Origin of the sequence: Kitasatospora albolonga (assembly GCF_039535905.1) — a bacterium.
In the GTDB taxonomy this organism is placed as follows: domain Bacteria; phylum Actinomycetota; class Actinomycetes; order Streptomycetales; family Streptomycetaceae; genus Kitasatospora; species Kitasatospora albolonga.
Window position 1 is genome coordinate 17,210 of the sequence record NZ_BAAAYB010000116.1, and the last position, 10,934, is coordinate 28,143.

Genomic DNA, 10,934 nt, shown 5'->3' on the forward strand with positions numbered 1-10,934 from the left:
GCGCTCATCAACGGGCTTCCACCGGCAACGTCGAGGACACGGTACTGCTGAACGGTGCCGACGGCATGGGCGAAATGTTCGCCAAGGCCCTGACGATGGGAGGCACCGGCCTCGGCCTGGCGCGCCAGCTGCTCGGCACGATGAACGCCGCCACCGGGTCCGCCGCCCAGCCGGCCGCCGGGCGCCCCCGGGCCGAGTCCATCCCGGTCAGGCCGGAACGGCGGTGAACGAGTGTCAGCCGGGATGACCGGGGTGGCTGCTCACCGATCCGGAGGGGCGCCACCGTGGGCATTCGTTCCGAGCCGGCCGTACTGCTCGATCTCGTACCGGCGGACTTCGCCGACGGCGAGCGGATCGACCGGGCGGCCGCCGAAGCGTCGTTGGGCGTGAGCTCGCCGAGCGACCACAAGGCGCTGCTGGACGTCTACGGGGTGGGCGACCTCGGTGGGTTCGTCATCCTGGCCCCGGTGCCGAGGCCGTCCTGCCCCGGGGGTCCGGGATGAACGCCGACGAGACGGCCTGGCCGATGAACGATCCCGATCCGGACCGCTGGACGGTCTGGACCCGGAGACCGGTGGACCGAGCCCGTAGGCCGACGTGTTCCCCGTCACGGAGGACTGGCCCTGGCCACCAGCAGCGGCTGCCGCCGACCGACGCCCCGTCAGGACCCGGCGGCCGCCGGGTCGGGGACCAGGCCGGCGGCCACCAGGCCGCGCAGGACGGCGGCGGAGAGGGTCTGGACGGCGCTGAGCGGGCGGACCATGACGGTGAACTCGTCGATCCGGCCGTCCTCGTCGAACTGGAGCAGGTCGATCCCGTGGATCTGCTTGCCGTCCACGGTGGTGCGGAACGGCAGGATCGCCGAGCGGCCCGGCTCGCCGCCGGCGGTCGGCTCGGCGGTGCCGTCGAACTCACCGAGGTAGCGGAAGTCCTCGAAGGTGTCCAGCAGAACGCCGAACAGGCCGACCACCATCGGGTGCCCCTCGAAGGGGGCGAACTTCACCGGACTGAAGAAGCGCACGTCCGCGCTGAAGAGGTCGTCCAGCGCGGCGTGGTCGCCCTTCTCGACGGCGGAGCGGAAGCGTTCGGCGGTGGGGTGCAGCGGCACGGTGGGGCCCTCCTCGATAGTCATCAATGTGACTAGTCATTTTCATGAGTATGATGCCGTCGCGGACCTCGGAAGGGAAGGGGCGACGGAGATGGCACTCAGGCACGCGGTCCTGGCCGCGCTGCTGGACGGCGAGTTCAGCGGCTACCAGCTGGCCAAGGCCTTCGACATCGGGGTGGCCAACTTCTGGCACGCCCTGCCCCAGCAGCTCTACGCGGAGCTGGCGAAGCTGGAGAAGGAGGGCCTGGTGTCGGGCCGTCAGGTGCTCCAGGAGGGGCGGCCCAACAAGCGGCTCTTCCAGGTCACCGAGGCCGGCCGGGCCGAACTGGAGGCCTTCGCCGAGACGGTGGCCAAACCCTCCTTCATCCGTGACGACCTGATGGTGAAGGTGCAGGCCGCCGACCGGATCGGCACCGCCGCCGTCCTCGCGCAGCTCGAGGAGCGCGCCGAGATCGCCGCAGCCAAGGTGGACTTCCTGGTGGAGCTGCTGCACACGCTGCGCGGCGGCGCGGACGAGGACGAGTACCTGCTGCACGGCGAGCGGATCGGGCCCTACCTGACCTGCCTGCGCGGTGTGGCGTTCGAACGGGAGACCAGGGACTGGTGCCTGCGGATCGCGGCCGTCCTGCGAGCACGCGAGGAGAGCCGTGCCGAACAGCACTGAACCGAACAGCACCGAGCCGGACGGCACCGAGCCGGACAGGTCTGTGCAGCAGCGCCCCTACCTGCGCTACGTCGCCCTCGGCGACAGCCAGACGGAGGGGGTCGGCGACGGTGACGACACCGTCGGCCTGCGTGGCTGGGCCGACCGGTTGGCCGAGCAGCTGGCGGTGCTGGAGCCCGGCTTCCAGTACGCCAACCTGGCCGTGCGCGGCCGGCTGGCCGGGCAGGTGCGGGCCGAACAGCTCGGCCCCGCCCTGGAGTTGAAGCCGGACCTCGCCACCGTGGTGGCCGGGGTCAACGACCTGCTGCGGCCCGGCTTCGATCCGGCCCGGACGGCGGGCGAGCTGGAGGCGATGTTCGCCGCGCTCACCGAGGCCGGGGCCCGGGTCGCGACCGTGACCTTCCCCGACATCACCCGGATCGTCTCCCTGGCCAAGCCGCTGCGCCCGCGTATCCTGGAGATCAACGACCACATCCGGGCGGCCGCCGCCCGGCACGGCGTGGTGGTCGCCGAGACCGCCCTCCCGGAGGCATCCACCGACCCCCGGATGTGGGCCGCGGACCGGTTGCACGCCTCCCCGCTCGGCCACCGGTGCATCGCCGAGGCGGTGGCGCAGGCCCTCGACCTGCCCGGCAGCTCGGGAAGTTGGGCCGATCCGCTCCCGCCGCAGGCCGTCGCCACGGGCGTCCGCGCCACCGCCGCCGAGCTCCGCTGGGCCGCCGCCTTCCTGGGCCCGTGGCTGGCCCGGCGCGTCCGGGGCCGCTCCTCCGGGGACGGGCGCAGCGCGCGGCGGCCGGCGCTCGCCCCGGTGGTCCTGCGGGCGTGACGCCGGGTCGGTTGTCACACGGACGGGTGGGTTGAGCGCGTGGGGCGCCGTTGCGACGGTGGGTGGCGCCCCTGCGGGACTAGTGTCCGCTGGCATGTCCCAGATGACGTCCGACCAGACCGTTCCCGCGTACGTCGACCCGACGAAGCCGAGCATCGCCCGGGTGTACGACGCCTTCCTCCGCGGCACCGACAACTACGAGGTGGACCGCGAGGTGCTCCGCCGCGTCCTGGAGGCCGCCCCCGAGGCCGTCGACCTGGCGCTGGAGAACCGCGCCTTCCTGATCCGCGCCTGCCGGTTCCTCGCCACCCAGGCCGGCATCACCCAGTACCTGGACTGCGGCTCCGGCCTGCCGACCGCGGAGAACACCCACAACGTGGTCCAGCGCGTCGACCCGGAGGCCCGGGTCGTCTACGTGGACAACGACCCGATGGTGCTGGCCCACGGCCGCGCGCTGCTCGCGGGCAACGAGAGGGTCGCGGTGGTCGAGGCGGACATCTTCGAGCCGGAGGCCCTGCTGAGCGACGAGGCCGTGCGCTCCGCGCTGGACTGGACCCGGCCGGTCGCGCTGCTGCAGATGGGCACGCTCCACCACTACAACGGCGAGGCGCTGCGTACCCGCCGCGACATCATGCGCGCGTACGTCGAGGCGCTGCCGCCCGGGTCGTACGTGGCGGTCAGTCACTTCCTCGACCCGGCGGACGAGTTCAGCGCGACCGCCCGGAAGATGGAGGAGATGTTCCTGCACAGCATGATGGGCAGCGGCACCTTCTCCACCCGGGCCGAACTGGAGCAGCTCTTCGGCGGCCTCGACATGGTCGCCCCGGGCCTGGTCCCGTGCGCCGACTGGTGGCCGGACGGCCCGCAGTTGAAGCCGAGGACGGCCGGTCAGCGCTGCATCGCGGGCGGTGTCGCCCGGAAGGCGTGACGGAGCGTCAGGGCGCGGCGAGGTCCCACCGGGCGGCGACGGCGTCGGCCTCGGCGTGGTGCGCGGCGGAGGCCTCGGGGTCGCCGAGGAAGGCGGCCAGATCGGCCAGGGTGGCGGCGACGGGGCGGATGGCGACGGTGTAGCCGGCGGCAGGGGGCGGGGCGGCGTGGAGGGGGAGGAGGGTGGCGTAGAGGGCGGCGGCGCCCGCGCGGTCCTGGAGGGCGAGGACGGTGGAGGCCCGGAAGGTGGCGTAGAGCTTGAGGAAGAAGTCGGTGGGCAGCGGGCCGGCCTGGGCGAGGACGGTGCGGGCCTCCTCGTGGTGGCCGTCGGCGCCGAGGGCGGCCGCGAGGACGTCCCGGGCCGGCGGGTACCGGTCGGCCAACCGGCGCAGGCGGGGGAGGAGTTCGGGCAGGCGGCCCTGCCGGCTGCGGATGGTGGCCAGGGCGATGAGGTGGAAGCCCTCCGCGTGCGGGGACCCCTGGGCGGCCATGCCGGCGGCCGCCTCCGCGTACAGCCGCTCGGCCTCCTCCGGCCGCCCTGCGAGCACCGCCCGGACGGCCAGCGCGGCCCGCCCCACCATCAGCGCCTGCGGCAGCCGGTAGGCCTGCGCGACCTCCGCCGCCTCGTCCAGCAGCCGGTCGGCCGCGGCGGCGGAGAGCTGCGCCGAGGCGCCGGTGAAGAGCCCGAACCACCGCAGCCCCGGCAGGTCGTGGGTGAGCGCCGACTCGGCCAGTTCGGCACAGAGCAGCGCGAGCCGGGGACGCTCCCGGTCCGCGTCCAGCTCGCGGAGCAGCGCGGCCAGTGCCCGGCCGCGACGGACGGGATCGTCCCCCGCGAGTGTCAGGGCCTGCTCGGCGGCGGCGCGGGCGCGCGGGTCCTGGAGGTCGGAGAGCTCGGCGCAGTAGGCGAGCAGCAGGTCGCACCGCACCGCGTCGGAGTGGCCGGGACGGACCGACTCGGCGGTGAGCAGGGCGATCAGCGGCAGGTCCAGTTCCCCGTAGGGCCGGATCTGCCAGGGGGTGGGGACAGTCCAGGCGGTGAGCGCGGAGGCGAGCAGTGCGGGATCGCCGTGCGCGGAGTCGACGGCGAGCTGCCGGGTGGCCCGCGCCCGGGTGACGGCACCGGCGCGGACCTGGGCACGGAGCAGGCGGCCGAGCAGGTCGACGCGCTCGGCCGGGGTGGGGTCCGGGACGCGGTCGTAGGCGGCGAGGGCGGTGGTCAGGACGGCGGAGGCGGTGTCGTGCGCGTGCCGGCGACCGGCCAACTCGGCTGCGGACAGGGCGTGGTGGACGGCTCGCCGGGCGGTGGCGGTGGAGGCCGCCGAGGCGAAGTGGTGGGCGAGTGCGGTGACGTCGGTGGAGCCGAGCCGTTCCAGGCCGTCGGCGATCCGGCCGTGCATCCGGCGGGCCCGAAGGGCCGTCAGATCGGCCAGCAGGGTGTCGCGCACCAGCGCGTGGACGAACCGCACCCGGCCCGGCGACGGCTCCACCAGCAACCCGGCCAGGACCCCGGCCTCCAGGGCGTCGAGCGCCTCCTCCTCCCCGGTCTCCGCAGCCGTGACCAGCAGCTCGACCTCGGCCTCGGCGCCCACCAGCGCCGCCAGCCGGAGCACGGCCACGGCCGGGGCCGGCAGCCGGGCGAACCGACGCCGCACCACGTCCCGTACACCCTGCGGGACTTCGCCCAGCGCCGCCGCCTCCCCGGAGGCGGCGAGCAGGCGTGCGCTCTCGCGCAGGTGGAAGGGGTTGCCGCCGGTGCGCTCGGTCAGGGCGGCGACGGTCTGCGGGCTCACGGGCGGGCCGGCGGCCGTGCCGCTGCCGCTGCCGTCGCCGGTGTCGGCGCCGAGGGCCGTGAGCAGTTCGGCGACGGCGGGTGGGGCCAGGCCGGGCAGGGGGAGGCGGACCGGTTCGCGGCGGGCGAGGCGGGCCAGGGCCTCGGTGAGGCCGGCGGGCGCCTCCTCGGCGCGGTACGCACCGACGATCAGGATCCGGGCGCCGGAGGGCAGTTCGGCCGCGGCGCCGAGCAGGGCGGTGCTCTCGCCGTCGGCCCAGTGCAGGTCGTCCAGGAGCAGCGCCACGGGGCGGCCGGGGGCGGGCCCGGCGCCTGCTTCGGGCGCGGTCGTGGTGGTGGCGTCGGCCGTGGCGTCGGTCCCGGCTTCGGCCAACCAGGTGTGGACGGCGCGGTGCAGGCGGAAGCGGGCCGCCGCGCCGTCGCCCGGGTCGGCGGGCGCGGTGGGGGAGTCGTCGGAGAGGAGCGGGGCGAGGAGGGCGGACTGTTCGGGGGAGGGCGGCGCGGTCTGCGCCAGCTCCCTCAGGGCCTGCACCCACGGCCAGGCGGGTGGTGCTCCGGCGGAGTCCTCGGCCCGCCCCGAGACCACCAACCACCCCTCCGCGCGCAGCCGTTCGGCGAACCGGGCCAGCAGCGCGGACTTCCCGAGCCCCGCCTCGCCGGTCACCAGGGCGAAGGCCGGCCCCGCGCCGGCGTCGGCGCGCGCGGCGGCAGCGGTGAGCTGCGCCAGCTCTGCGGCTCGGCCGACGAACGGTACGCGTCCCGTGAGCCCGGTCGGCGGTGTGCCGGTGAGGCCGCTCACCGGAGCGTGGTCCACCCGGGTCGGGGGTGCGTCGGTGGTGGTTGTCGGACCGGCGAACGGTGCGCGTGCCGCAGGGGCGGTGGCCGGTTCCGCGGGGAGGCCGGCGGGCGGAGCGCTCGTCGTGCCGGGCGGTGGCGGGAGGGTGGTGGCTGGGGTGCTCGTCGTGCCGGGAGGCGGAAGGGTGGTGCCAGCGGAGCCGAACACGCCGAGAGGGTGCGGGAGTCGGCCGGGCAGCAGGTCGGCGAGCGCCTCGGTGCGGCCCGACAGGACGGCCGACTCCAGAGCGGCGAGCGCCGGCCCCGGGTCGAGGCCGGTCTCCTCCGCGAGGACCGCCCGCGCCCGCCGCAGCGCGGCCAGGGCGTCCGCCTGACGGCCCGCCGCCCAGAGCGCCAGCGCGTACAGCCGCCACCCCTCCTCCCGGAGCGGGGCGTCCCGGGTGAGCAGCTCGGCCTCCGGTACGGCGGTGGCCGGGTCGCCCGTCCGGAGGCGGGCCGCGACGGCCGACTCGCGGGCGTGGAAACGGAGTTCGTCCAGGCGGGCGATCGCGTCACGGGCCCACGGCTCGTCCGCGAACTCGGCGTAGGCCGGACCCTGCCAGAGGGCCAGTGCCTCGGTGAGCAGGGGGAGGGCCTGGTGCGGGGGTGCGGTGGCGGCCCGTGCCGCCAAGAGCTCGAAGCGCCAGGAGTCCACCGCCGCCTCGTCCAGCCGCAGGGCGTAGCCGGGGGCGGCGCTGACCAGCAGCCGGGCGGGGGTGCGCGGGGCCCGGCCGGGCTCCAGCAGGCGGCGCAGGTTGGAGACGTACGACTGGAGGGAGGTCACCGCCTGGGCCGGGGCGGCGTCCTGCCAGAGCTCCTCGACCATCCGGTCGACCGAGACCACCCGGCCCCGCGAGGCCACCAGCAGGGCCAGCACCGACCGCTGCCGCCGCCCGCCCAGGGGTAGCGGAGCGCCGTCCCGTTCGGCCGTCAGGGAGCCGAGAACCGATATCCGCACCATCGCGCGCGCCATCCTAGTCGGACCGGCTCACGGACCGTCAGGTGCCGTCCGGGCGACGGGACCGGGGGTTCCAAGTCGTCTCCAAACCGCTTCCAGGAGGCCCCGGCCAAGCTCTTCACCATGAAGACCGAGAGCAAGACCGCGAGCAAGACCGAGAGCAAGACCGCGAGCAAGACCGAGAACAAGACCGCGAGCAAGGGCCGGAACACGACGGACGACCGCGTCCGCCCCGACACCCACGGCATGGTGGTCATCCACCGCGGCCTGCGCCGCGAGGCCGGGCTGCTGGCCGAACTCGTCGCCGCCGTGGCCCCCGGCGACACCGCGCGGGCCGCCGTCCTGACCGCCCACCTCCGCGACTACCTGCTCGGCCTGCACAACCACCACCACGGCGAGGACGAGCACCTGTGGCCGCTGCTGCTCGGCCGGGTCGACCTGGAGGCCGAGGTGGTGCTGCGGATGGAGGCCCAGCACGAGCGGGTGGCCGCCACCCTGGCGGCGGCCGAAGCCGCGCTCCCCGCCTGGGAGTCGACGGCCGGCGAGGCGGAGCGCGACCGGCTGGCCGCCGTGCTCGCGGAGCACCGCGCCGTCCTGGTGGAGCACCTGGACGACGAGGAGGCCGAGCTCCTGCCGCTCGCCGAGCGCCACCTCACCGTGGCCGAGTGGAACCGGCTCGGCGAGCACTTCCTGGCCGCGACGCCCAAGCCGAAGCTGCTGCTCTTCCTCGGCATCGCCCTGGAGGACGCCGACGCCGAGGAGCGGGCCGCCTTCCTGGCCGAACTCCCGCTCCCCGGCCGCCTCCTGTGGCACACCGTCGGCCGCTCGCTGTACGCCCGCTCCGTCCGCCGCGTCCGCGGCTGAACCGCTCGCCCGTCACCGAAGGAGATCCCCGTCATGAAGAAGCACCTCGCCACCGTCCTCGCCGCCCTCGGCATCGCCTTCGTCCTCTGGTTCGGCAGTGGCTTCCTGCTCACCCCGCAGACCATGGCCTCGGGCTTCGGCCTGCCCGACTGGCCCACCGAGCAGGGCACCGGTTTCCTCGCGGTCAAGGGCATCCGCGACCTGGGCCTCGCGCTGATCCTCCTCGTCCTGCTGCTCACGGGCCGGCGGCGCTCGCTCGGCTGGGCGATGCTCGCGGCCGCGACCATCCCGATCGGCGACATGTCCCTGATCCTCGCCCGGCACGGTGACACCACCACGGCTCTGACCGTGCACGGCCTCACCGCCCTCGGCGTGCTCCTCACCGCGGCCCTGCTGCTCACGGAGCCGCGTGGGGCCACGGCGGCTGCCCGGCGGGCGGGTTGAGCTACGCGGAGCCGCCTCAGACGGCGCCGACGGTCCATTCGGACGGGGCGTCGGCGACGGAGGCCGGCGCGGGCCGGTGGCGGAGGGCGCCGGCGGTGCACACCAGGGCGCCGGTGAGGGCGGCGACCAGGACGAACGACGCCCTGAGCGAGACGGTCTGGGCGATCAGGCCGACGGCGGCGGGGGCGCTCAGACCGGCGGTGTAGGTGATGGTGGCCACGCCGGCGATCGCCCGGCTCGGTTCGGCCGTGCGTCCGGCGGCGGCGAAGGCCAGCGGGACGACGGTGGCGACGCCGATGCCGATCAGGCCGAAACCGGGAACGGCGGTGGCGGGCGAGCCGGAGCAGACCACCAGCAGACCGCCCAGCGTGGCGAGCCCGCCGCCGAGGCGGACGGTACGGACCGGGCCGAGGCGGCGGACGGCGAGGTCACCGGTGAGGCGGGCGGCCGTCATCGTTGCGGCGAAGGCGGTGAAGCTCGCCGCCGCGACGGCGGGCGAGGCCCCGGTCACGTCGCGCAGGTAGACCCCGGCCCAGTCCATGCCGGCGCCCTCGGCGAAGACGGCGCAGAAGCCGACCAGGCCGATCGCGAGTGCCGACCGGGGCGGGAGCGCGAGGCGCGGCGGTGCCTTCCGGGAGGTCTGCGGGCCGTCGGTGGGGTGGGCCTCGGCGCGCAGGTCGGGGAGTCCGTTGCAGGCGGGCACGGCGAGCGCGGTGAGCAGCACGGCGGTGACGGCCAGGTGGATCCGGGCGTCGAGGTGCTGCCCGGCCGCGAGCACCCCGAAGCCCGAGGCGATCAGGCCGCCGGCGCTCCAGAGGCCGTGCAGACCGGACATGACGGAGCGTCCGAGGTCGCGTTCGACCTCCACGCCCCGGGCGTTCAACTGCACCGAGGCCATGCCCGAGGTCGCGCCGTAGACGAAGAGCGCCGCCCAGAGGGCGGGCAGGTTCGGTGCGAGGGCGGGCAGCGCCGGCGACAGGCACCACAGGACCATCAGCAGCCGCATCGCCGACCGGGGTCCGTAGCGGTCCACCACCCGGGCGGACAGCGGCATCGCCAGGAAGGCGCCGATCGCCGGGGCGAGCAGCGCGAGGCCGAGCTGGCCGGCGTTCAGGCCCAGGTGGTGCTGGAGCCAGGGGATCCTGGTGACGAAGGTGCCGGTCACGGCGCCGTGGACGGCGAAGACCACGCCGAACCGGATCCTGGCCCGGCGGGCGTCCTGATAGCTGCCCATGGGATCTGGGCCCTCCCCTGGTGAGTGAACGGCTGCGCTCTGACGGAGCAGAATTTATCAGGCAGGGTTCCTGATGAATAGTGGCGGTCGCCGTCCGGGGCGGGGTGCGCTCTTGACAGGTTGTCAGCTGAGGGGCGCTGATGTGTACCCACCGGTAATCGGCCGGTGGGACGGAACGGCACCGAAGGGGGCGGACGGCTCATGGCACGGTCCGGAAGCACGGGGCACGGTACGCGGAGTCCGAAGCAGTACGACGTCGTGATCAGCGGGGCCAGCCTGGCGGGGTGCGCCGCGGCGATCCTGCTGGCCCGCCAGGGAGTCCGGGTGGCGCTGCTGGAGCGCCGGGCCGACCCGCAGGCGTACAAGGTGCTCTGCACCCACTCCCTGGTGGCCAGCTCCTACCCGGTCCTGGTGGAGCTCGGGCTGACGGAGGCCATCGAGGCGGCCGGCGCCCTGCACAACGACGCCCGCTGGTGGACCCGTTGGGGCTGGATCGAGCCCCAGGCCGCCCCCGGCGGGCCCGCCCTGCCGTACGCCTACAACCTCCGGCGCAGCAGGCTCGACCCGCTGATCCGCTCCCGCGCCGCCGCCACCCCGGGGTCGACCTGCTGCTCGGCCACCAGGTCACCGGCCTGCTGCGGGAGGACGGGCGGACGGTCGGCGTCCGGGTGAGCACCCACGAGGGCGAGCGGGAGCTGCGCGCCCGGCTGGTGGTCGGCGCCGACGGCAAGGACTCGGCGGTCGCCAAGGGGGCGGGCATCGCCACCAAGCAGTACGAGAACGGCCGCTTCGGCTACCTCGCGCAGTACCGCGACCTGCCGCTGGCCGGGGGGATCGGCCAGACCTGGTTCCTGGAGCCCGACATGGCCTACGCCTTCCCCAACGAGGACGGCGTCACCGTGCTCGCGGTGCTGGTGGAGAAGAAGAAGCACCTGGCCGCCTTCAAGGCGGACCCGGAGGGCAGCTTCCTCGCATTCGTCCGCGCCCTCCCCGAGGCACCGCCGGTCGACGGCGCCCGGCGGATCTCCAAGCTGATCGGCACCGTCAACTACCCCCTGCAGAGCCGCCGTCCGACCGCCCCCGGCCTCGCCCTGGTCGGCGACGCGGCGCTCACCCCCGACCCGCTCTGGGGCGTCGGCTGCGCCTGGGCCCTGCAGTCCGCCCAGTGGCTGGCCGAGGCCGTCGGCCCGGCCCTGGCAGGCGCTCGCGGAGCCGACAGCCCCGGCCAGGGCGACCTGGAGAAGGCGCTCGCCGCCTACGCCCGGCGCCACCGCCGCAGCCTG

General features: G+C 75.2%; 11 protein-coding genes and 1 pseudogene. 9 read left to right on the forward strand and 3 right to left on the reverse strand.

Translation table 11 applies throughout. The features are described from left to right. Positions 1-23 precede the first annotated feature (23 nt). A pseudogene (locus ABD946_RS28500) lies at positions 24-227 on the forward strand (flotillin family protein); the annotation flags it as partial. A gap of 57 nt (positions 228-284) precedes the next feature. Further along, complete coding sequence (locus ABD946_RS28505; protein ID WP_345288320.1) at positions 285-503, forward strand: hypothetical protein; 219 nt, start codon at positions 285-287, stop codon at positions 501-503. Between the two features lie 158 nt (positions 504-661). On the opposite strand, the gene ABD946_RS28510 is transcribed toward ABD946_RS28505, so the two are convergent. Further along, positions 662-1,132, reverse strand: a complete 471-nt coding sequence (locus ABD946_RS28510; RefSeq protein WP_345288322.1) for a nuclear transport factor 2 family protein — start codon at positions 1,130-1,132, stop codon at positions 662-664. A 67-nt stretch (positions 1,133-1,199) separates the two neighbouring features. Between ABD946_RS28510 and ABD946_RS28515 the strand changes: the two genes are divergently transcribed. The 3 genes from ABD946_RS28515 to ABD946_RS28525 all read left to right on the forward strand — a co-directional run bounded on the left by ABD946_RS28515 (position 1,200) and on the right by ABD946_RS28525 (position 3,526). After that, complete coding sequence (locus ABD946_RS28515; RefSeq protein ID WP_345288324.1) at positions 1,200-1,772, forward strand: PadR family transcriptional regulator; 573 nt, start codon at positions 1,200-1,202, stop codon at positions 1,770-1,772. Positions 1,773-1,815: 43 nt separating this feature from the next. Further along, on the forward strand, positions 1,816-2,598 hold the full coding sequence (locus ABD946_RS28520) for an SGNH/GDSL hydrolase family protein (protein ID WP_345288338.1): 783 nt from the start codon (positions 1,816-1,818) through the stop codon (positions 2,596-2,598). A gap of 103 nt (positions 2,599-2,701) precedes the next feature. Then, positions 2,702-3,526: an SAM-dependent methyltransferase gene (locus ABD946_RS28525; protein WP_425558722.1), complete on the forward strand. Its 825-nt coding sequence runs from the start codon at positions 2,702-2,704 to the stop codon at positions 3,524-3,526. A 7-nt stretch (positions 3,527-3,533) separates the two neighbouring features. Here ABD946_RS28525 and ABD946_RS28530 read toward each other — a convergent pair whose 3' ends face one another. Next, entirely contained in the window at positions 3,534-7,112 is a 3,579-nt protein-coding gene (locus ABD946_RS28530; RefSeq protein ID WP_345288327.1) for an ATP-binding protein, read from the reverse strand. A 120-nt stretch (positions 7,113-7,232) separates the two neighbouring features. Here ABD946_RS28530 and ABD946_RS28535 point away from each other — a divergent pair, with 120 nt between their 5' ends. Next, the gene (locus tag ABD946_RS28535) at positions 7,233-7,973 is read left to right on the forward strand and encodes a hemerythrin domain-containing protein (RefSeq protein WP_345288329.1); all 741 of its coding nucleotides are present in this window, start codon (positions 7,233-7,235) and stop codon (positions 7,971-7,973) included. Positions 7,974-8,006: 33 nt separating this feature from the next. Then, on the forward strand, positions 8,007-8,417 hold the full coding sequence (locus ABD946_RS28540; RefSeq protein ID WP_345288331.1) for a DUF4267 domain-containing protein: 411 nt from the start codon (positions 8,007-8,009) through the stop codon (positions 8,415-8,417). Positions 8,418-8,433: 16 nt separating this feature from the next. On the opposite strand, the gene ABD946_RS28545 is transcribed toward ABD946_RS28540, so the two are convergent. Beyond that, the gene (locus ABD946_RS28545) at positions 8,434-9,651 is read right to left on the reverse strand and encodes an MFS transporter (RefSeq protein WP_345279490.1); all 1,218 of its coding nucleotides are present in this window, start codon (positions 9,649-9,651) and stop codon (positions 8,434-8,436) included. A 258-nt stretch (positions 9,652-9,909) separates the two neighbouring features. Between ABD946_RS28545 and ABD946_RS28550 the strand changes: the two genes are divergently transcribed. Together ABD946_RS28550 and ABD946_RS28555 are read left to right on the forward strand one after the other, a co-directional pair. After that, positions 9,910-10,323 carry an FAD-dependent oxidoreductase gene (locus tag ABD946_RS28550; protein ID WP_345288333.1) on the forward strand — a complete coding sequence of 138 codons (414 nt, stop codon included), beginning with the start codon at positions 9,910-9,912 and terminating at the stop codon, positions 10,321-10,323. Further along, on the forward strand, positions 10,287-10,934 hold a 648-nt coding region (locus ABD946_RS28555), incomplete at its 3' end, for an FAD-dependent monooxygenase (RefSeq protein ID WP_345288340.1). The genes ABD946_RS28550 and ABD946_RS28555, both read left to right, overlap by 37 nt.

Excerpts from the sequence above, each read along its gene's own strand:
- ABD946_RS28525 (WP_425558722.1), top strand. The coding sequence starts at position 2,702 with ATGACGTCCGACCAGACCGTTCCCGCGTACGTCGACCCGACGAAGCCG.
- ABD946_RS28530 (WP_345288327.1), bottom strand. The coding sequence starts at position 7,112 with ATGGTGCGGATATCGGTTCTCGGCTCCCTGACGGCCGAACGGGACGGC.
- ABD946_RS28535 (WP_345288329.1), top strand. The coding sequence starts at position 7,233 with ATGAAGACCGAGAGCAAGACCGCGAGCAAGACCGAGAGCAAGACCGCG.
- ABD946_RS28515 (WP_345288324.1), top strand. The coding sequence starts at position 1,200 with ATGGCACTCAGGCACGCGGTCCTGGCCGCGCTGCTGGACGGCGAGTTC.
- ABD946_RS28545 (WP_345279490.1), bottom strand. The coding sequence starts at position 9,651 with ATGGGCAGCTATCAGGACGCCCGCCGGGCCAGGATCCGGTTCGGCGTG.
- ABD946_RS28510 (WP_345288322.1), bottom strand. The coding sequence starts at position 1,132 with ATGACTATCGAGGAGGGCCCCACCGTGCCGCTGCACCCCACCGCCGAA.
- ABD946_RS28540 (WP_345288331.1), top strand. The coding sequence starts at position 8,007 with ATGAAGAAGCACCTCGCCACCGTCCTCGCCGCCCTCGGCATCGCCTTC.